This window comes from Pedobacter sp. L105 (assembly GCF_009765875.1).
GTDB lineage: Bacteria > Bacteroidota > Bacteroidia > Sphingobacteriales > Sphingobacteriaceae > Pedobacter.
The window spans coordinates 125,103-147,012 of the sequence record NZ_LMUP01000008.1 but is presented as its reverse complement, the minus strand read 5'-3'; the positions used below and the strand labels follow the sequence as shown (position 1 = coordinate 147,012).

Here is a 21,910-nt window from a genome sequence, read left to right as displayed (position 1 = left end):
TTGTTTTTTAATTTTCCTCTATAGCATATAATGTCTTCATTACTTTAGGCTATCCAGTTGTCCCAGGGCCCTCACTGATCAGCCGAGGTAAAACAAGCGAAAAGATGCAGGGGTATGACCTGTCTGCTTTTTAAAGAACTTGAAAAAATTAGTAGGTTCATCAAATCCCAATGAAAATGCAATTATTTTTCCAGACTCTTTACTATAAAGGAGCTCCCTTTTAGCTTCTAGAATTATTCGTTCATCAGTAATTTGTTTTGCTGTTTTTCCAGTAAGTTTTTGGGTCGCATTATTCAATGACTTTGGAGTAATGAATAATTTTTGTGCGTAAAATGCGACGCTATGGCATTGCCGGAAATGGCTTTCCAGATGCTCCCTGAATGAAGCGAGATGATTTTGTTCTACACTTCGATTATCAAAAGAATCATTGCCAGTAAATACTGCTCTTTCCGCGGTGAGTAAAAAATTATGAAGATAATTTCGTAAAAGTTTAGGCTTATATTTTTTATCACTATCATTGAACTCATTGACCATACTTCTCCAAATATGCTGAAGGTCGTCGAGAGCAGGGATAGCTTGGATTAAAGTGTTATTAAATATCGGGGAGTTTTTTAGAAATTGAAGTTCAGTTTGATTTTTTGCAAAAAAGGTATCTGTAAAGAGGATTAATTGTGAGCTGTATTTATTCTTTTGATCAAAGAATTGAACGGCATCCTGCCTGATGAACAAAAATGTATTCGCTTTAACCTCTATCTGGGTATAATCTATTGTGTGAACAGGGGCGCCCTCTTTAAACCAAATAATACAATAGAATGCTGCCCTTCTTGGAGAAGTGAGGTTTCTTTGGGTTTTGGCATCATACTGATCAATATCTAGCATATCAAAACCGAAAGGTAATTTTTCATTAAATATTAGGTGCTTAGCGATCATCTTATCATTAAAAGATTCATAATACCACAGATAATTTTAACATTACCTCATTATCCATAATTGGCTAGGGATTTCAAAATATAAATCTACAAAAAATATATAATGATGATAATAAAAATATAACGATCATTATATTTGCATTGTGAAATTTAGTAAAACAGAAAAAACAAGAAAGCATATTATTGAATCAACTGCGGTTCTCTTTAATAAAAAAGGATACGCAGGCACTTCAATAACAGATATTACCAAAGCTACCAATCTAACGAGCGGAAGTATTTACGGGAACTTTCAAAATAAGGAAGAAGTAGCTCTTGCTGCATTTGATTATAATCTTGAAAAATATAGGGCAATTGAACACGATAAACTAGATAAATGCAATTCTTTTAGAGAAAAGCTGCTGATGGTTGTTAGCGTCTATCATAGTTCAATGAACCTAAAATTTCCTGGGGGAGGATGCCCGATGCAGAATACATTAACTGATGCAGATGATAATTATGAATTGTTGCGTAAGCGTGCAGCAAAAGGTTTATTAAATTGGATGGACGAAATAACCACTCTTCTAAAGAAAGGTAAAGGTAGTGGCGAATTCCAGCTGACTGTCGATCCAGGAAAAAGCGCAGCGCATATAATTGCACTTATAGAGTTTGGTTTTTTAATTGCGAGCGCAACAAAAGATAGGAAAGAGGTTGACAAGATCCTCGACATAGCCACAGAGTACATCCAAACAAGTATCTTGATAAAATAAATTTTTACGTTAAGAATTACGGTCATTATATTTTACACTTGTTAAACATATCAAATCTTTAAAAAAAGGCTTATAAACTAGGATCAGCAAATAGCTGGAGGTTTGTAAATCAGGTCATAGGAATCAAAATAAAAATCACTTTCATTAGCGTCAAATAAACATCTATGAATTTTAGCTCCAGACCAGTATTTTACTTTTTTTTATGGACATATCTATTTTTTGCTGTTTTTTTTCAAACGGCAAAATGTCAAACTACGCCGGTGATGTATGTGAACATCAATCATTATAACCACGATCAGCATGTTCTTGATGATCAGGTTCAGGAAACCAGTCAAATAGTTAAGCAGCTAGTTTTCCGGTCCTCGGTATGGAATGTAAAAACAACGGTCAAACCAGTCAAGGGAAATGATAAGGCCATGGATATACTTGTGACCTTTTTATGCCAGAGCGGTCATTTGGATGACGCGTCGGTATCTGTAAATTTCAGCTTCGATAACTGGTCAGTTAATAATTATGTATTGATGCCTGCAGCTGTTTATAATGGGAACCGGGTTGTGGCAAGAAACATTCCTTATCCTTCATTCATTAATGATCCAAGGGACACAGGGATTAACAAACCACAAATGATCTCTGATGTTCCGAGATTAGACAAGAATTATAAGCCATCGCGTATCCAGCTTCGTACGGGAGATATGTCTACCCCCGCGATTGGTTTTTATGATCCCGCGGCAAAATGTGCTTTCTGGATGCTTACGCCACAAGGAACCAAATTAGGAGATTCTGGAATTGGTGTCGCCGAAGACAGCAGCAGGACGCATGCGGAAATTACCTATACTGCCCCCGTTGTACGGGAGAAATACCGTTACTATATATCGGATAGCCATGCTCCATCCAGAGATCAGGGAGCTTCATTTAATACAGGTGATTCAGTTGTATTAATGGTTCGTGTTTATCATGATAGCTGTGCAAGTATACCTGACTTATTTCGCCAGTTCGCTAAAATTAGAAATGATGTTATTCCGCATAGTAAAGAAGAACCGTCCTTCAGAAGCTTTTCTACCACTTTCGGCATTCAGCAGGAAAAATTTAACAGATGCAATTTTGAACCGAAATTTGGCTACTATTCCGTTGGCTTAAGGGAAAATGCGAGCCAGGACTGGCAGATCGGATGGGTGGGAGGAATGATCTCCACCTACCCGTTGCTCTATCAGGGTAATAAAACTTCAGTAGATAATGTTATCCGGAATTTTGACTGGCTTTTTCCAAAAGGAATTGCACCCAGTGGCTTCTTCTGGGATACAGGTGAGAAAGGAGATCGTTGGATGGGTATTTTCCAAAACATACCTTTGGGTAAAGATCTTCATCTGATTAGAAAATCGGGGGACGGCCTGTATTACTGTTTAAAGCAGTTTGAATTGATGAACAGGATGCATATGACAGTAAAACCGCCTTGGCAAGACGGCTGTAGGAAGGTTGCAAATACATTGGTAAGGACCTGGAAAAAGTACCATCAGTTTGGACAATTTGTCAATAATAAAACAGGCGATATCGTGATTGGTGGGTCTACCAGCGGAGGTATTATTCCTGCGGCACTCGTTCTTGCCTCCCGCTATTATAAAGACAGTTCATATCAGACAGTGGCCAAAGCAGCAGCAAGAGACTATTACGAAAATTTTGTAAAGAAAGGGGTTAGCTACGGCGGTCCAGGAGAAGCTATGCAGAATTTCGACAGCGAGTCTACGTATGGATTATTGGAAAGCTTCACGGTGCTTTATGAGGCAACTCACGAAAAATACTGGTTGCAGGCCGCAGAGGATGTTGCCCTGCAGTTCACTACCTGGATCACCAGTTATAACTATGTATTTCCTCCATCTTCTGATCTCGGCAGGATTGATGCACATACTACGGGTACTGTTTGGGCAAATACGCAGAATAAGCACGCTGCACCTGGTATTTGCACTCATTCCGGAGTAGCTTTGCTAAAGCTTTACAGGGCAACTGGAAATCCCTTTTATCTTGAATTGCTGAAAGATATTGCCCATACTATTCCGCAGTACATGTCTACACCGGACAGACCCATTGCTAATCTTGGCAATGGCTGGATTAATGAACGCGTGAGCCTTACAGATTGGCTTGAAGGGATCGGAAACATTTTTTCCGGCTCTACCTGGTCAGAAACAGCGATGCTCTTAACTGAGGTTGAAATTCCAGGCTTATATGTTAATCTGGATGATAATGAACTGGTTGCAATAGACCATGTCAGCGCAAAAATCATCAGGCACTCGAAGCGCTCTGTCGATGTCCGGATATGCAATCCGACGGGGGATAAGATTACTGTGAAACTGCTGGCTGAAACGAAAGTGCAGCAGGCGGTTATGCTCGGCGACCTTCCTTTGTGGGGCTGTAGAACGCTCAAACTGCTACCGGGGGGAGTCAAGATTCTCCACTATTTAAACTGAATACTATTAATTAATGATCGTAATAATCAATAAACAATTATGAAATATCAAATTTTTGGAAAAAAGTCGGGCTTGAGAGTATCAAACTTGGCGCTGGGAACCGGTAATTTTGGAACAAAATGGCCATTCGGGGCAACGAAAGAAGAATCAAAGCTCGTTTTTGACCATTATGCCGAGGCCGGAGGTAATTTTATTGATACTGCGGACGGCTATCAAATTGGCGAATCAGAGGAGTTTCTTGGCGATTTCCTTGCAAGTGAAAGAGATAATTTTGTTCTGGCTTCAAAGTTTAGTATGGGAACGCGGAAAATGCAGACCTCCGGCAATAGCAGAAAGACCATGCGTCTAGCTGTGGAAGCGAGTTTAAAAAGGCTGAAAACAGACAGGCTGGATCTCTATTGGGTTCATTTATCTGACGGACAGACACCAATTGAAGAAATTGTCCGCGGCTTAGATGATTTGGTAAAAGATGGGAAAATAAATTATGCAGGATTTTCCAACTTTCCGGCATGGAGGATCGCAAATGCCTCGTTGCTTGCTGATCTTCGTGGCTGGTCACCGATAGTAGGAATCCAGCTTGAATATAATTTAATTGAAAGAACCGCAGAGCGCGAATTACTTCCAATGGCTGAGGCATTGGGTTTGGGTGCAGCTTTTTGGTCACCTCTGGCAGGGGGCACACTTACAGGAAAATACCGTGCTAAAGAAGTAGATCCCAATACTCGGCGAGCACTTGCAAATGGATTGCTGGTTAAGAATGAAAAAGGGTTGCGCGAAACAGCCATCATCGATTTGCTGGCGGCTATCGCTAAGGATAACGATACAAAAATAATCAATGTAGCTTTAGCTTGGATCCGCCAAAAATATGACCAGTCAAGCCTGTCAACTGTTACCATAATAGGGCCGAGAAACTTACAGCAACTCAATGATAATCTATTATCACTTAATCTGACGCTTACCATTGATGAAATAACCCGGCTTAATGAAGTTAGTCAAATTGTTCTCGGATCGCCTCACGAAATTATAGCAGCGTCCCAACTTAATATGTTTGGCCAGGCAAGCCAACTTATCGAATTGAAGCATCCTGTTGCCTAATAAGTCGTGGTAGGATTAAATTGAACAAGAGAGGCCAGCATTTTAAGGACCTCTCCTGTTTATTTAAACCATTTACCAATGCCCAGCGTATGAAAATTCTGAATGGTATTTAATAATAATCTCAAGCGTTCTCATGGACTTGGGGCCAGTAATTTGTCCACGAAATCGTTTGTTACGGCATATTTGCTGTCTCTGCAGTCCTGTGCAACAATACTGATAAGCTGTATGAAATTAGAAAGATCTTATTAACTTCTTCAGATATTTTGAGACTCCTGATGTTAATTTTATCGGTCACAGCCAAGTCGGCTGCACGTGAAAGCCTGTTTTCATGAGTAACTACGGATAGGATTGTAGTCAAGCCAGCAGCCTTACAGCCATGTTAATAGCAGTTCCAACAGGTCCAACAATTGAGATCAATATGCTTGGCCTGCTGAGAGTTTTAAAACGTTCAGCACCGCACCTTCCCCTGTTAGCAAACCACAGCCTAATGACCCAAGTATCCCCAATGGGACATCGTCCATAAGAAACGAGTGTTTCAAATGTAATTGTTTAATGAACATTTAAAAGGACTATTATCAGTTTGGTTTTATACCTTTTGTAACCACTAGAAGGAATTGGGCAACAATGTTAACAAACAAACCCATGAGGAATTACCCATCGAGATGGCCTGTAGAGAAAGACTGGTTTCTCATCCACCAACTAAACCTGTGCACGATTTTCTGCTTGGCACCTGGAAAATTAAATCTTTTTATTAAATAACGGGCCATAACTTTGAAATTAGCTGTATTAATGAGTTATTTCAGGTTAATAGAGTGAATAGGTCTAGGCAATTAGGGTGCAATCCTTTTTGACATGTAATGGTTTGTATTGGTTGAATCAAGGAACCCGCCTATTTGACATATCACGTTATAAAATATGCTATGCTGTGGCTTATCTTTCGCTTTTAGTCAAGAAACAGCCAGCTTTGCTAAAGCTGCGTTAAGAAGTTCAATCCGTTCTCTCCTAAACATAACGATTATGTATATAGTAGATATTAACAGATTTATGATGCTCTTCTGAATAAATCGGCAGAATAAGCTTAATAAAAAGGGTGTGTAATACTGACTGCTCTCCTAAGAGTTTTCCATATTTACACACCCTTGAATAACTGTAATCAAATTAAATAATCAATATTATACTAATTTCCGTCCTAACCTTTGGAAGTAGGTTGTTAGTAAGTATTAACTTTAATTATTTAAGGTTGTTTTTTGGAAAGTTAGTACACCAGCATCAGCATTAAGTTCATTGTTATAATAAACTAATTTGTCGTCAACTACATCAAAAAAAACTTCTGTTGCTGGGTTTTTGTCAAAAATAATTACTTGCTTTTTGGTGTTTGTTTTTGGACTCAATGCGATAGAAAGCTTAAAAGTCCCTTTTGAAACCAAAGCATAGTTACTGTAATTTTCATAGAGCGAATCTGTAAATTTTACTATGGTACCAGGTTTTACAATTGCAGTGTCAATGGTGCCTGTCGTGAGTATTCGTTTTTCACTTTTTAAGGTCCAGGAGCCATTCACGTTATTGAGGTGATCTGTGGCAATACTTTTGTCTTTTTTACAACTCATCATAAATGCCAGATTAAACAGTAAAATTGGTGCTAAAATTTTTTTCATGTTTTTAAAATTATTTTTATGTTAGAACGTGTGGGTATTCATTAATGCTACAAATAATTTTCAATAGATTATTTATTATTATAATTTGATATTTATCAATCCCTTCTAGTAAAATTGGAAGAATTATCGCCAATTAGATATAAGCGATCTTGACAGGTTTTTCGACGCTTAATAACACGTCTAACTAGCTTGGATTGTTCGAATCTCGTGAAATCATTATACCGATCAACTGCATTTCTCATATCTATCAAGAATGTTCCAGCGAATAATTTTTATAGAATATTTAAATAGTGCATTCCATTATAAAGTTTGTGTTCCAATCTGCTTTTCTCGTTCAATTTTCCACATTTTATGATGATTTATTGGATAGTGTTTTAGCAGAAAAGGACAATTAGTAGTTAAAGCTGTTGATTATGAGCGCTAAGACCTATGATCTGATTTATTTTTTGATTTGGCAAAATAGTTACGAAACTGGCAAGCGAATCATTGAATATTTCGTTCAGCATAACTGCATTGTAATTCTTATTAGCGGCAAGAGAGAGAGTTATTCCTATTGCAAATCCGGCTTGGTTGTTTCTCCATAGCGAAAAAGATTTTTCGTCCCGGCTCATTGACAATTTGCTTTCAATAAAATGAATCCGTTCAACTGCTGAATGGCCTAAGCTTTCGATTGAATTTTCTAAATAATCATTAAAATCTTTTTTATCATAATCCAAACACTCAATGATACATATAATGCTTAAGCACCCTGCCAATCCCGAATTTAAAGCAGGGTCGGTAATCTTAAGTTCATCAACAATAAAAGACGCTACAGAATAAGGGGATATTCCATAGGACATTGCTAAACTTCTTACCCTTTCAACAATATCATCTGTGTCGTTCCTAAGTGCTATCATATATTGTGATTTTTGATTCATGATCAGAGATTTAAACATTTTTGACTGGTCTGCTTTGACTTCTACTTTTTCAGTAATGTAAGTTGCCCAATATGATAAGTAAGATGGTTGGTGCGGTTAAGTAAAATACTTAGTTTGTTACGATGTGGTTCTTTAGCAAAGTCTTCTATTGAAACTGTTTTATGTTTTTGAAGCCAGTCTTCATTGGTCAATGTTTTTAATTCCACGCTGATCCTGGAATTTGTTTTATGCCATAGTTTTTTTAATTGTTCAACTGGTGGAAGATCTGAAATTGCCTTGTCCGGGTTCTTAATAAAAATGTCAAGTAATTCCGGATAGGCGGCCGTTCCTGTACCAATAATCGGAGATATATGGTCAGCTGAGGCAATAAGGTGACCTATGATATATATCACCCGGTTTTTACCCGGACATATTTCGCTCAACCATTCTTCATTTGTAAATTTTTGAAACAGATTTTCAGCTCTTATAACCTGATTTTCCCAAATCGTTATTGCCGTATTGACGTATAAATTTTCCATGTAAAGTATAATTTTATTAAATGTAATGGTCAAAGATAAATAATAAACACATGTAAATACCGATCGGTATTTGTTTTATACATTGAGATGATAAAGCCAATTTATTTGTTGGGATACATTTAAACAAAGAAAAAATAACAAAATACAGATAGATATGTCTATTTAATTATTATCTTTGTTCATGAAGGAATCAGCAGCAAGAGAAAGGATACTTGATGTAGCATCAAGATTATTCTACAATCAGGGATATAACTCGACAGGTATCAATCAGATTATTGATGAAGCTGAAATTGCGCGGGCATCTCTATACAATCACTTCCCTTCCAAGAGAGATCTGCTAACCGCTTATATTAGACAGGCTGAAGAGATCTGGTTTGCTGAATTTGATCTTTTTGTGCACAAAATTAAGGATCCAAAGAAAAGGCTGCTTGCTTTATTTGATTACAGAGCTGAAAGGCAGGTTAAGTATAATTTTGGTGGCTGTCAGTTTACAAAAGTCAGTGCCGAAGTATCTCGTGAAGATCTGCAGGCTTTTGAACTAGTGAGCCATCAGAAGAGCAGGCTTAAAGTTTATATCAGTGAGATGATCAAGGAAATTACACTCAATAAGCCCCAGTTAATGAAAGAGGAAATGCTGGCCGAAGCTATTTTCCTGATGCTGGAGGGTGCGACGGTTTCTGCCAATGTTTATAAAAATAATAAAGCGATACTTGACGCTAAAAGAATTACAGAGAAGCTTTTATAGAACCAATTATTTGAGTCGCCAAACTAAGGTGAATAATGAAATTTTTGTTCCTTTTTTATTATTAGCATGCAAGACCTGTAGCTATTAATTATAAATATTGAATTTCCTGCAAGAACAAATTCCTCCATTATTCGTCCTACTATAAACTACATTTGTAAGCTGCTCCCAGCACTATCAATTTCAGGATGACCATAGACATTCTTTATGTCGTTGATCCTATAAGATTGTATTTGTCCAATGAGCTAATTTTTAAAGTGACTGCTCAATTTGAGTTACGTTTATCTATTTTTTTGAAAAATTCCGCTATTTTAAACTTGTTAAGATCGATTAGCTTTTATTTATTTATTAGGTATATAGGTCTGTATAAATTCCTTATAACTTTTTCAATTATATCTTGCCAGTTATTTAATGGATAATGTTTTGTACAGTATTATATCCTGATTTATTAAATGATTCATCTAATTATGCTACAAAGGCAGACTTTTAATTTGACTAGACAAATCTGTTCAATAATTTGATTTTCAAATTACATTTGCTGATAAAATTAAATGTTGCTTTGAGGTGTGATTATAGTTAAGCTAAACCTTTGCTGTTGTTTTATTTTGTTATTCGTTAAACTGATTGAGGCCGTTACCTAAATAAAGGCGATTGCCGTGAAATACTAGACTAAAGCATGGAATATCTAAACAGACTTCGAAAAATCGTAAACACTATATCAGGAATGAATGATAGGGATTTCGATCTTTCTCTACCTTACTGGCATGAGAGGTCATATAGTAAAGGTGAATACTATAATGAATACAAAAGTATTTGTACTCACCTGGGTTTTGTGCTATCAGGGGTGTTCCGGATCTATAAATTCAATGAAAAATCTGGAAATGAGCGCAATATGCTGTTCTTTACAAACGATCAGTTCATGAGTTCATTCAAAAGCTTTTTTAGTCAGATGACCTGTGAATATTACTCAGAATCTATGACCGATTCGGATATATTATACATTCATTACGATCACTTGCAGATATTATATAACACTTCTCCTGCTTGGGAAAGATTCGGAAGGATTTTTGCAGAATCGGCATTACATGCAGTGATGACTAACACGGAAGCTGTGTTATTTAAGAACCCGGAAGAGCGATATACAGAACTTTTGGATATTCATCCTGACATTTTCAGATCAGTGCCGTTATATCACATAGCTTCTTATCTTGGGATTGAGGGCCCGTCGTTGAGCAGGATAAGAAAACGGATGTCCCAGAAATTAATTGGAGAATAGATGGCAATGATTGTGAACAAACAGCACCTGAATTAGTGGCGATAGTCTAAAATTTTTTTCAGGAGACTTTTTCCAGGATACTAAGTTGATTAAATGAGCGTTTTACCCTATCCTGGTGCTTAAAGCCCCATTCCTGAAGACCCATGATCAGGCCGCGAAGGGTCTCACCATAAGCTGTGAGTTCATACTTTACGCTGACGGGGCTTGTGTCCAGCACGGTTCGATCAACTAATTCATTTTCTTCTAGAATACGGAGTTCCTGCGAAAGCATTTTCGGCCCTATTCCTGAAACACTCCGCTGTAATTCCATAAAATGCTTTGGAGATTCGTCAAGGGAAATGAGAATGTTAAGTTTCCACTTACCGGCGAGCAGATTGATTGTGTATTGAGTAGCGTCCCGACGGGATTTGCAATGCGCAGAAAATTTTTTTGTGATGGCTCTATTGTTCATAATATTAATAGTTTCCAGAAGGAAATTACCTCTCTTTTGATATTTACTATCAAACATAATTTTAATTAGCTGATTAAACAATTTACTTTCTCCTTGTTATGTAATATCTGCATTTACAGGACCGTTTTTAAACTTGTATCTTTCTAAGTATAGCTGCTTTGCGTATATCGGATAATCAAAGGCTTACTGCTTTATTATGTGGTTAAGAATTCATTTATCAATTAACCTTTGATAGCTTGATCTTTTTTAGAGACAATATAGATGATAAAGAATAGTTTTAAAGAAGTTTAAAATTCGTCTACACGGCTTTTATAAAAACCTCTTTTAGTCTTAGATCCTAGTTCAATTAAGGAGATCGGTATGATTGACTTTTGTTAATTCCCTAAATAGACTTTTAAAAATTTCGCTGATTTTTTTAGAATTATTCTATTTGCTACCTGTGATAGTTTCGCAAGAGAAACTACTTCCCAAAAGTATATCAGTTTCGTTATCAATTCATTCTATCGACCTTTGATACTTAATTGAATATCAAATGGAACAATCAAAATTCAATCCTCAAATCTATATTCTCATGCTGGTTACGTTCGCAGTAGGAACGGAAACCTACGTCTTTTCTGGGCTCCTTGTGCAACTTGCTAGAGATCTAAATGTATCTGTCGCGACAGCCGGGCAGCTATCTTCTTCTTTCGCAATAGCGTATGCCCTTTCCGCACCTTTTATGGCAAATTTTTCTGCCCGGTTTGAAAGGAAAAAGGTATTAATTACGGCTTTAGCCGGGTTGGCCCTTATTAATTTGATAGCAGCAGCTATGCCGAGTTTTGAAAGCCTGTTGGTCGTTCGCATAATAGGCGGGATCATCGCATCGCTCATTACACCGGTCGCAGCGGCGTCAGCTTCAGCACTAACAGATGAAAAGAGCCGTGGTAAAGCTTTGGCAATTGTATTTAGTGGGCTTACTTTATCACTAATTCTCGGCATTCCAATTGGCAGCCTGATTGGAAGCGTCTTCAATTGGCGCGCTACCTTCTTGTTCTCAGGCTTGTTGATCATACTAGCTGCAATGGGCGTAGGTTTTATATTGCCAAATGTTCCTAACACTGATCAGCGCGGAATTAAATCATTAGCAATAGTGAAGATAAAGAGTGTCTATATCAATCTTTTACTTACTTTAATCGGTTTTTTAGCAACATTCACACTTACCGCTTACCTGAGCCCGGTTGCTAAACAAGTGGCAGGAATTGAAGGAAGCAAAGTTAGTTTATTACAATTTGCAATCGGAATAGGAAGTATTATTGGTGTGATCATAGGGGGAAAGTTGACCAATCATAAATACACCCCCCTGATGATGAAAGCGGGATACTCTGTGCTCAGCATCACTTTGTTTTGTGCGTCCCTTTTAATGTTCAGGACAATTTCGTTAGGTAATACTGGTAACGGAATATTTCTGGGTTTTATCTTTTGGATTGGTACAATTGCACAATTTGCGTTAGCGCCGATAGTACAGGACCGTCTAATAGAGGCCACTCCAAATAACCGTAATGTTGTACTGGCACTTAACGGATCGATGATTTTTCTCGGTCAGGGATGCGGCGCAGCGTTTGGAGGGATAGTTATCTCGTCGTCAGGATTATCCTATCTTGGCTTTGCTGGTGCAGTAATAGCAGTAGTGGCAATTCTGATAACATTCATTCCGATAAGGGGTACTGTGTACAAACCTGTTACAGTATAGGTTAAAAATCGATTTATTGTACCTAATGTCTTTTTATAAAGAAAAACAGATTGGTCTATTCATTACTTTAAAATGACAGTAAAGCATTAAGTAATCATGCAATATTAACCGAGGTTAAAATTACCAAAGAAACTAGTAGTTAATTTTGACCCGTCTAAACAATTAGATAACACGTCATGAAAAAAATAATTTTAACATTAATGCTAGCAGCATCATTAGCTGTTTTATTTTCCTGCACAAAAAATAATGATAATCCGATCGCTTCGGCAGCTAAAACATATGTGATAGTTCCTGGCGCATGGCAGGCGCCTTATGCCTGGCAATTTGTAAAAGCAAATCTTGAAAAATCTGGAAACCACGTCATCGTTATTGAACTGCCGGGCCATGGAGCTGACCAAACCTTACCGCAAACATTAACAATGGATGTTTATCGAGATAAAGTCATCAGCGCCATAAATGGGATAAGCGGTAAAGTCATCCTTGTAGGCCATAGTTTAGGCGGCGTTGTGATTTCAGAAGTTGCAGAAAAAATTCCTGCCAGGATAGAAAAATTAATTTATATTGCTGCTTATGTTCCCTTGGCAGGACAATCTTTACTCGACCTTGCCAGTACGGATACTACTTCAGTTTTAGGACAGTCTTTGAGACCTTCAGTTGATATGTTAACCTTGGATGTTCTACGTGACAAGATCATTGACAGTTTCATAGGTGATGGATCGACCGAAATTCAAAATCTTGTACTTTCTAATTTTCGTGTCGAACCGGCAATTCCGTTTGGAAACAAGGTGACATTGACTGAGGCTAACTACGGTTCTGTTCCTAAATTCTATATAAAAACCCTTCAGGATCATGCCGTTACCCCGAAATTACAAATACGCATGATAGCCGCAAGTGGTCTCAAATCTATCTACCAGCTCAATACCAGTCACAGCCCTTTCCTTTCAAAACCGGATTCAGTAGCAATATTGCTTACAAATATTTCAAAATGAAAAAATAGGATGGATCATTATGCGTGATTCATCCTGTTGTACTAAATACTTCAACCATTATTAAAAAATTAATAAAATGAAAACATTAATAGCAGGAGATTCAATGCCGTCGTTTAGTCTCTTTGACCAGTATGGCGAAATTTTCAGCAGCATAGCATTTAAAGGAAGAAAACTTGTTATTTTCTTCTATCCCAAAGATGAAAGTGCAGTTTGTACTAAGGAAGCTTGTACTTTTAGAGACAGTTTTATTGAATTTTCTGATGAAGGAGCCGTCGTAATTGGAATCAACTCAGGGACCGTTCAAAGCCACATAAACTTTTCAAGTAAAAATAAGCTGCCGTACTACTTGTTGAGTGATCCTGGTAATAAAGTTTTGAAGCAGTTTGGTATCAAGGACGTTTTGTTCATGACTGGCCGAGAGACATTTTTAGTGGGCCAGGATGGAAAGATTGAATTTACATACCGAGCGTTTTTAAGCGGAGATGCGCATTCAAAAAAAATGCTTGAGTTTTTAAGAACGAATTAACCAAGCCAAGACCGATGATAATGTAATAGGGTCTTAAAATATCGTCTTTTTCTTTTATTTAACCCTTTACATATGAAACAGATTAGTCTGTATTTCTATTCCAATCTCAGGAAATCTGCAAATATTGCTGTTCTTCTTTTGCTATCGCACATTGCCGGCGCACAGGAAAGTGATAAAGCTATTATTAATAGCCAGTATCACCAGCTGATCGATGCTGAGAATCAGCATAATGTTGATAGCGTCCGGCTTTTTGTTTGGAATTCGACATCTACCTTATTTGTCGCAAAAACAAAAAGGACGGAGGAAGGTGGCTGGGCAGGTTTTTGGGGAAATGATGTTGTCATGCAGCACTTTCATGATATCCTAACGGGGTCGACATTTCACATTTTTCCTGAATATGATAAAATAAAGACCGTTTTTCTAAAACCAGAAGTAGCGGAAACCTATGTTCCTGTAAAGATCAGTGTATCTTATGCCGGACAGGTTCCCGTTCCCAAACCATTCTTAATGATCATAATGTGGGTGAAGGAAAGTTATGCATGGAAATTAGCATCCGATATTGTTATTCCAATACCTAATTGAATAGATTCATATTTTTAAGAATAAAAAATAGTCCTGATTTCAATCCTTAATGTTTAGATGGCCTTTAGGACCAATGATTTACAAATCTGAGTGGGAACAGAATTTATTATAACCATTCCATGTTGGTGTTTCTATGAGCGTCATATTGGTGGCCTGGTGACTGTTGGCGTTTATACCTGATTTTAAATGTCATAATTGGCTGATAAAGCGATCAAAATGGTTTTTCTAAAAAATTGATTTTCTGCCTGTTAAAAGGGGAATTAACTATAAAGAATGGTCAGTTTCCTTTTTCCAATGACAATGCCTATTGATTTAATAATTTTTTTCACATAAACCTTGTTTATGACTTTAAAAGGTATAAAATAGTATATAAAATAGATAGATTTGTCTATATATAAATTTACAATTATGAATAAGCATGCTTTAAGAATTTTCAAAGAGAGTTCGGGTAACATTAACGAACTAAAGAACTTATTATCTGAGGATGTAGTCTTTTCCAGTCCAATTTTTACTAAACCTGTGGAAGGAAAAGATTTGGTCGCAGAAGTAATGATGACCTCTTCAAGTGTCAGAAACGGAAAGTTTACCCATGAGTTCCAACAGGATAATGAAACCGTTTTGATATGGGAAGGTATCATTGACGGGCACAAATTGATCAGTTTTGAACTTTTGATCAATGACGAACAGGGAAAGATCAAGTACAGATCTGTAGCATTTAAACCGTTCCCTGTTGTAGAGCTTTTCAGAACCGCTATGTATAAACAGCTTAAAAATATCATACCGGAAGATATGTGGCATTTACAGCAGGTGGAGCTTTAACCGAACCTTTACAGTTTTAACAGATGACAGGGTTGTCGTATACATCTTCGATAAGTTACTTTATAGAGTGAATCCGGAGGCCTGCTATATAGTAATTGACTACGATTTGAAAAGGGTTTCTTAAGAGAATATTGTCCTGGATCGTGCTGAGTATTGGTGTTTCGGCAACTTTGTTATCTGTTATAGATGTTTTATTTTGATGGAGCGATACTGTCATTAAGACCGGAGTCTTTAAAATATGATTCGGCCAATGGGATCACGCAGCTTGTTGATAAGCTGGCATTGCTTTCATTGGTGAATATTAATAGAAAAATGTACTACTTTAATTTTCCAGCGGCACAGCTGGTTTTTACAACACATTTCAAGAAACTCTCTCGGTACTCGGAATGAGTATAATTAGACGACTTTCCTTTTTATAATTAAGCCAAGTTTGTTCTGAGCCGAGGCTACTTACTAATCATAGTACTCATGCAAAGATCGCTTGTATGATCGCCCTTATCGCACTGCTTATGTTTTTCTCCGGCAATAGCTTAAGGGTAATAGAAGGCCAAATCTCGGCCGGTTGTCCCGAAATTAAGCTGTTCGGTTCTTAAAACAGCAAAGAGTTCAAGAAGATTTACATCTTTTAAATTTTACTTCGGACATCAATTAAATAATAATAGATTTTATATTTCCCTGTAGGATAAAATGATATTGTGTTAAATTATGAAAATATGAATCTGAATTGTTTCATAGTCAATTAAATTGATAAAAAACATTTTCATTGCGTTTATTAATAGTTTCTCAAATGAAACTACTTCCCTTTTGGTGCCTAGTATGAAATCTAAACTATAACACAGACCTTAGCTGTGTAAAAATAAAACTGGGTTACTCACATGAATATGAATATACCAATCGGTATATTCATATTCATGTGAGTAACCCAAAACTCAAAATAATTTTCACTATAAGTTCTGTAAATCAATATCAATAAGCCATGAAAATGAAAACTTTCATTCTTTTAATCCCATACATAGCTATTATGGGCTCATGTAAACAAAAACCAGCAAAAAGCGAAAATGATGACCTTGCGGGTATGGAGGTGGTAGTAACCTCTGTAGCCTATCACATAGAAGATAAAGTTCTTACGCTAAGTGCTAATACAGAAGCTGATCACACTGCCGATCTTGGTTTTATGGTGCCTGGCAGAATTGTTAAAGTCAATTTCGAAGAAGGACAATATATATCCAAAGGACAACTTATTGCGACCATTGATCCAACGGATTTTAATTCCAATCTAAATTCTGCTAATGCCGATCTTCAAAAGGCCAATGACGAACTTAAGCGTGTTAAGATCATGTATGATCGCGGAAGTATAACGGAATCGGATTATCAGACAGCCATTAAGATGCAGCTGCAATCTAAAGCTCAGCAGGAAATTCAGGCTAAACGTCTCCGGGATACACATTTATACGCACCTCTAAGTGGGCTTCTTTCAAAAAGAACAGTCGAGCCCGGTGCTATTGTTAGTGAGGGAAGCATTGCTTTCAGCATTGTAAATGTCGAGCCGATTAAAATAACAGCATCAGTTCCCGAAAGTGAAATAGCACACATTAAGACAGGTGATAGGGCTCGGATACATATTGAAGCTCTTGATTCTACGTATTTTGGTTCTATATCGCTCATAGGAGCAATTGCAGATCCCGCGATCAGGGCCTACACCGTAAAGATCAATCTATTGAATAAAAATCGAAAGATTCGTCCTGGGATGATCGCTGATGTAATGCTACCTTCAAAACAAAAGCAAAAGCTTCTTACGCTCCCAGCTGAAGCCGTTTTGCATGATGAAACTCAGACATCGTATGTCTTCGTGGTTAATCCTTCAAACAAAAAAGCCTACAAGCGTAAAGTATCGGTTGGCAGCGTCATTGGAGATGTGCTTGAAATTACCTCTGGTCTCAAAGAGAACGAAAAAGTTATTGTTGGCGGGCAGCAAAAAGTTCAGGACGGTTTACTGGTCACAATCAAAAAATAGTATAATGAATATTATAAAATTTTCACTCAGGTATCATCAGATAACACTAACGATATTATTACTTGCGGTCCTTATGGGTGTGCATGCGCTTTTTACTATGCCTAGGAGGGAAGATCCCAAAATCACCATCAGGCAGGGTCTAGTGGTGGCCAACTTTCCGGGCGCTACTTCCGCGCAGGTGGAAGAACAGGTAACAAAAAAAATCGAACAATATCTTTTTACATATTCTGAAGTACGTAAAGCAAAGACTTATTCCTCAACAACCGACGGTCAGGTTGTTGTTTATATTGAACTTGCTGAGAATGTCAAAACACCGGACGTTTTTTGGTCAAAGCTTCGTCTTGACCTCAACCAGAATAAACCAATCGATCTTCCAAAAGGCGTTGTTGGCCCTTTTGTAAATAGTGATTTTGGTGATACTATTGCGATGCTGATTTCTCTGGAAGATGACAGTCTTGACGATAATCAGCTGAAAGATTATTTACAAAAGGTAGATGACGGGCTTCGGACCGTTCCGGGTCTATCGAAAATCAAACACATTGGCGAGCAGACCGACCAGATAACAGTATCTGTTAAGTCTGAAAAACTGGCACAATATGGCGTCAATTTACAACAGATTACGCAAATACTTCAGGCTCAGAATGCTATTGCCTCTACCGGAGATATAAAAACATCTAATAACCAAGTGCCGTTGTACGCTCAGGGATATTTCATTACAGAAAAAAATGTCTCCGAGCAGGTGGTTGGTTATTCCAAAAGCAATGGTGAGGTAATAAAACTCGGCGAGGTTGCAGATATCAAACGCGAGCCTGCTGAAAGAATTACTAGAACGACCGTAAAAGGGCACAGAGCTCTATTACTATCCCTCGAAATGCTTGAAGGGAATAATATTGTTGATTTTGGAAATGCAATCACTGCCAAGCTAGCAGCACTTAAAAAGCAGATGCCTCCTTCATTAAAATTCGGAACAATCGTAAATCAGCCGGAAATCGTACACAACAGTGTAAATGACTTTATCAGGGAATTCCTCATTGCTATTGTGTCCGTACTAATAGTGATTTTATTATTGCTTCCATTTAGAATCGCATTAGTTGCAGCAATGGCAATTCCGGTTACCATTGCGGTTACTTTTAGCTTATTAAATTTCTTCGGTATTGAGTTGCATCAAGTTTCCCTGGCTGCGTTAATTATTGTTTTAGGAATGGTTGTTGACGACGCAATTGTCATTGCTGATAATTATGTCGAACTATTAGATCATGGGATCGACCGTAAGACGGCCGCTTGGCGCTCCGCAAGTGATCTTGTTGTACCGGTTTTTACCGCTACAATCACTATCATATGCTCTTTTCTACCATTCATAATTATCACTGGAACAACGGGCGAATTTATATTTGCACTACCTATTACTGTTGCCATTGCCTTAACATCATCATTTGTGGTAGCAATGTTACTTACACCTTATTTATGCTTTGTATTTATTAAAAAGGGTCTTCATGATCACAATTTACCTAAAGATCAAAAAACAAAGAGGAAATCACTGCTGGATTATATGCAAAGTGGTTATAATTTGTTATTGACCTGGTGCATGAACCATCGTAAGACTACAATTCTGGCGAGTGTCATGACCATTGTATTTGCGGTTCTATTATCCAGCGAGCTTAAGCAGAAGTTTTTTCCGGCAGCTGAACGGAATATGTTTGTGATCGAACTATGGATGCCTACTGGAACTAAATTGGATAAGACAACCGAAGTCATCAAACGTGTAGAAAATCTGCTGAACAAGGATTCCAGGGTCGTCACTTATGCCACTTTTTCGGGTACAAGCGCCCCTCGTTTCTACTATAACTTTTCTCCGGAACCGCCCGTGACCAATTATGCGCAGGTTCTCGTGACTACACATACAGACAAAGAAACTGAAGAACTTGCTCATAATCTCAATGATAGGGTTAATTCGTTAATGCCGGAAGGCCGTCCCTACGTAAGATTGATGCAGCAGGGGGCAAGTACGGTATCACCAATAGAAGTTCGCATTACAGGCCCAGAACTCGGCGAATTAAAGATACTCGGAAAACAAATATCAGATATCGTAAGTAACGCGCCAGGCAGCAAGTTAGTGAGGAGTAATTTTCATGAAGATTATTATGGGCTTGGTATCAAAATAAAGGAAGACGGCCAAAAACTCGGATTTACCTCTCAAAGTATTGGTTCTTCAATTCATGCCGGGTTTACCGGGACTTCTGTAACACCAATTTACGAAAGCAATCATCCCATCAACATTGTGCTGAGAATGGAAGCAAAGGACAGGAGGGATTTCAACGATCTGGCCAATACGTATGTTACATCGCCTTCTACTGGTATAAACTCGCCGCTAAGACAAGTTAGTGAGATTGTTCCGGAATGGCAGACCGGCAGAATCATGCATAGAAATGGTTCCCGAACGTTAACGGTACTTTGCGAGGTTTCTGAAGGTGCTTTGGCGTCTCAGATATTGAAAGCGACACAGGACAAAATCGCGAAAATACCGTTGCCGTCAGGTTATAGTATAGCCTATGGTGGGGAGATAGAAAACCAGCTTGAAACTGCAGGACAAATGAATTTGTCTTTGGGTATCAGTATTGTTCTGATCTTTCTCATCCTATTATTTCAATTTAAAAATCTGAAAGAGGTGTTTGTCGTGATGACAGCAATTCCATTGAGTCTTTTCGGCGCTATTTCCGGTGTATTGATTACGCATAATCCCTTTGGCTTTACAGCTTTTCTTGGAATTATTGCACTCTCCGGGATTGTTGTTAGAAATGCAATTATTCTTATTGATCATACTAACGAACTCATCGCAGAAGGCAATGATATTTTTACTGCGGCGCTTGAATCTGGAAAACGGCGTTTGCGTCCGATATTTCTCACAGCAATGGCAGCGGCAATCGGTGTCGTGCCAATGATCGTTTCGGGGTCGCCACTCTGGAGTCCATTAGCCAGTGTAATCGCTTTTGGAGTTGTATTTTCTATGGTCATGGCACTTCTTGTAACCCCGGTGCTCTTTGTTATGATCATCAAGCCCGAAGATAAAGAAGGTCTTAATAAATCACAGGAAAAATTATAGCCATGAACATCACCGCTTATAAAATGGATATCAGGAAAACGTTCAGGATATCCCTATTGATTATCATTTTTTCAGAGATCGCCACTCAGGCTTACAGCCAACAGGCTCCCATGTCCTTAAAAGAGGTTAAAGCAATGGTCCAGCTGAATAATCAGCAGCTTCATATCAGCAGATTAAGGGTTTCTGAAATGACCGACAGCGTTACCAATATTAGCAGTAATTTGTATCCTAAAATTGCAGCTAACGCCTTGGATTTGTATAGTGCTAAGACAAATATAAATCTCAACGGACTTGGTTTATCAGGGGCGCCCGTTAACAACGGTTTCAGCTCGAAACACAATATATTTGCAGGACAACTACAGGCTCAGCAGCCATTGACGCAGCTTACTAGGATAAGTACAGGTGTAAAGATCGCCAAAACAAATGTAGAATTGTCCAAACAAGCCAATACGAAAGCAGAATGGCAGATCGGAGAAACAGCAGAGACTAACTTTTATAATATTCTTATCAGTCAGAAACAGCTTGTTCAGGCCAATGTTAACTTGGATATGCTTAAAGAGCAGCTTTATGATATACAGAGCGCCTTAATTGCCGGAAAAACAGATTCTGTCAATTTTTATAATCTTGAAGCTCAATTGGCCTCTCAACAACAAAAGGTACTTCTCACGCAAAACCAGATTGATAATTACAAAGCTGACCTTAATGTTTTGCTTGGAAGAAGTGCAGATGCGTCATTAGCTCTATCAGATTCTATAGATTCCCAGGTAGTACTTCAGCCAATTGGTTATTATCAGGAACAGGCGGTTAAGGGAAATCCCGACATCAAAATAGCCGGTCTAACGGAACAAAAGGCTGCGCTCGCCGTCAGCGCCGCAAAAAAGGAATTTATACCCAATCTGAGTGCTTTTGCAGGCTATAGCAGACAGGATGTGATAGATTTTATCGGCCACAATAATTTCAATGCAGGGGTAACGCTTTCCTGGACGATTCTTGACTGGGGGGCAAGAAGTTCGATTGTACACCAACGCCAGACGCAGGTCAGGGAGGCGGCTGCTAATTTAAGTTACACCAAAGAGTTTACCAGATCTTCACTTGAAAAAAGCTATCGCAATGCTGCCCAAAGCCTGCTCCTAATTACAGCGGCTGAAAAAATCGTAAGGTTCCGCCAACGTGAGGTTCTGATCAGACAAAATGCGAAGCTGGCGGGTAAAGCTTTAAAACAGGACGTGTTAGTTTCAATGAATAATCTGGCACAAGCAGAGGCTGACTATTTTTCTGCTCAATTGACTTACCGTATTGCTGTAGTTCAGCTGGAAATTACAGCAGGTTCATATCGACAATAACGAATTGAATGCTAAATCGG

General features: G+C 38.1%; 18 protein-coding genes. 13 read left to right on the top strand and 5 right to left on the bottom strand.

The window, feature by feature from the left end:
* Positions 1 to 78: 78 nt before the first annotated feature.
* Positions 79 to 930 (bottom strand): AraC family transcriptional regulator, encoded by an 852-nt coding sequence (locus tag GSQ84_RS15945; RefSeq protein WP_158798278.1) that lies wholly within the window; start codon positions 928 to 930, stop codon positions 79 to 81.
* Between the two features lie 142 nt (positions 931 to 1,072).
* Here GSQ84_RS15945 and GSQ84_RS15940 point away from each other — a divergent pair, with 142 nt between their 5' ends.
* From GSQ84_RS15940 to GSQ84_RS15930, 3 genes are all read left to right on the top strand, one after another.
* Complete coding sequence (locus GSQ84_RS15940) at positions 1,073 to 1,675, top strand: TetR/AcrR family transcriptional regulator (protein WP_158798277.1); 603 nt, start codon at positions 1,073 to 1,075, stop codon at positions 1,673 to 1,675.
* A gap of 164 nt (positions 1,676 to 1,839) precedes the next feature.
* Positions 1,840 to 4,134: a hypothetical protein gene (locus GSQ84_RS15935; RefSeq protein ID WP_158798276.1), complete on the top strand. Its 2,295-nt coding sequence runs from the start codon at positions 1,840 to 1,842 to the stop codon at positions 4,132 to 4,134.
* Positions 4,135 to 4,173: 39 nt separating this feature from the next.
* On the top strand, positions 4,174 to 5,229 hold the full coding sequence (locus GSQ84_RS15930) for an aldo/keto reductase (RefSeq protein WP_158798275.1): 1,056 nt from the start codon (positions 4,174 to 4,176) through the stop codon (positions 5,227 to 5,229).
* 1,226 nt (positions 5,230 to 6,455) lie between these two features.
* Here GSQ84_RS15930 and GSQ84_RS15925 read toward each other — a convergent pair.
* The 3 genes from GSQ84_RS15925 to GSQ84_RS15915 form a co-directional block, all read right to left on the bottom strand.
* Positions 6,456 to 6,884 carry a hypothetical protein gene (locus GSQ84_RS15925; RefSeq protein ID WP_158798274.1) on the bottom strand — a complete coding sequence of 143 codons (429 nt, stop codon included), beginning with the start codon at positions 6,882 to 6,884 and terminating at the stop codon, positions 6,456 to 6,458.
* A gap of 398 nt (positions 6,885 to 7,282) precedes the next feature.
* Entirely contained in the window at positions 7,283 to 7,801 is a 519-nt protein-coding gene (locus GSQ84_RS15920) for a hypothetical protein (protein WP_158798273.1), read from the bottom strand.
* 41 nt (positions 7,802 to 7,842) lie between these two features.
* The gene (locus GSQ84_RS15915; RefSeq protein ID WP_158798272.1) at positions 7,843 to 8,319 is read right to left on the bottom strand and encodes a DinB family protein; all 477 of its coding nucleotides are present in this window, start codon (positions 8,317 to 8,319) and stop codon (positions 7,843 to 7,845) included.
* Between the two features lie 181 nt (positions 8,320 to 8,500).
* Here GSQ84_RS15915 and GSQ84_RS15910 point away from each other — a divergent pair, with 181 nt between their 5' ends.
* Both GSQ84_RS15910 and GSQ84_RS15905 read left to right on the top strand, forming a co-directional pair.
* Positions 8,501 to 9,064 carry a TetR/AcrR family transcriptional regulator gene (locus GSQ84_RS15910; RefSeq protein WP_158798271.1) on the top strand — a complete coding sequence of 188 codons (564 nt, stop codon included), beginning with the start codon at positions 8,501 to 8,503 and terminating at the stop codon, positions 9,062 to 9,064.
* A 721-nt stretch (positions 9,065 to 9,785) separates the two neighbouring features.
* Positions 9,786 to 10,337 (top strand): Crp/Fnr family transcriptional regulator, encoded by a 552-nt coding sequence (locus tag GSQ84_RS15905; protein WP_254070882.1) that lies wholly within the window; start codon positions 9,786 to 9,788, stop codon positions 10,335 to 10,337.
* A 58-nt stretch (positions 10,338 to 10,395) separates the two neighbouring features.
* Here GSQ84_RS15905 and GSQ84_RS15900 read toward each other — a convergent pair whose 3' ends face one another.
* Positions 10,396 to 10,845 carry a helix-turn-helix domain-containing protein gene (locus GSQ84_RS15900; RefSeq protein WP_254070881.1) on the bottom strand — a complete coding sequence of 150 codons (450 nt, stop codon included), beginning with the start codon at positions 10,843 to 10,845 and terminating at the stop codon, positions 10,396 to 10,398.
* 475 nt (positions 10,846 to 11,320) lie between these two features.
* Here GSQ84_RS15900 and GSQ84_RS15895 point away from each other — a divergent pair, with 475 nt between their 5' ends.
* From GSQ84_RS15895 to GSQ84_RS15860, 8 genes are all read left to right on the top strand, one after another.
* Positions 11,321 to 12,517 (top strand): MFS transporter, encoded by a 1,197-nt coding sequence (locus tag GSQ84_RS15895; protein WP_158798269.1) that lies wholly within the window; start codon positions 11,321 to 11,323, stop codon positions 12,515 to 12,517.
* Positions 12,518 to 12,693: 176 nt separating this feature from the next.
* Complete coding sequence (locus tag GSQ84_RS15890) at positions 12,694 to 13,506, top strand: alpha/beta fold hydrolase (protein ID WP_158798268.1); 813 nt, start codon at positions 12,694 to 12,696, stop codon at positions 13,504 to 13,506.
* Positions 13,507 to 13,582: 76 nt separating this feature from the next.
* A complete protein-coding gene (locus tag GSQ84_RS15885) occupies positions 13,583 to 14,032 on the top strand; it encodes a peroxiredoxin (protein WP_216848941.1) in 450 nt (149 codons plus the stop codon).
* A 72-nt stretch (positions 14,033 to 14,104) separates the two neighbouring features.
* The gene (locus GSQ84_RS15880) at positions 14,105 to 14,614 is read left to right on the top strand and encodes a hypothetical protein (RefSeq protein ID WP_158798267.1); all 510 of its coding nucleotides are present in this window, start codon (positions 14,105 to 14,107) and stop codon (positions 14,612 to 14,614) included.
* A gap of 408 nt (positions 14,615 to 15,022) precedes the next feature.
* Positions 15,023 to 15,433 (top strand): hypothetical protein, encoded by a 411-nt coding sequence (locus tag GSQ84_RS15875; RefSeq protein WP_158798266.1) that lies wholly within the window; start codon positions 15,023 to 15,025, stop codon positions 15,431 to 15,433.
* A gap of 1,021 nt (positions 15,434 to 16,454) precedes the next feature.
* Positions 16,455 to 17,447 carry an efflux RND transporter periplasmic adaptor subunit gene (locus GSQ84_RS15870; RefSeq protein ID WP_158798265.1) on the top strand — a complete coding sequence of 331 codons (993 nt, stop codon included), beginning with the start codon at positions 16,455 to 16,457 and terminating at the stop codon, positions 17,445 to 17,447.
* A 4-nt stretch (positions 17,448 to 17,451) separates the two neighbouring features.
* Entirely contained in the window at positions 17,452 to 20,547 is a 3,096-nt protein-coding gene (locus tag GSQ84_RS15865) for an efflux RND transporter permease subunit (RefSeq protein WP_158798264.1), read from the top strand.
* Between the two features lie 2 nt (positions 20,548 to 20,549).
* The gene (locus GSQ84_RS15860) at positions 20,550 to 21,890 is read left to right on the top strand and encodes a TolC family protein (protein ID WP_158798263.1); all 1,341 of its coding nucleotides are present in this window, start codon (positions 20,550 to 20,552) and stop codon (positions 21,888 to 21,890) included.
* The last annotated feature ends 20 nt before the right edge of the window (positions 21,891 to 21,910 follow it).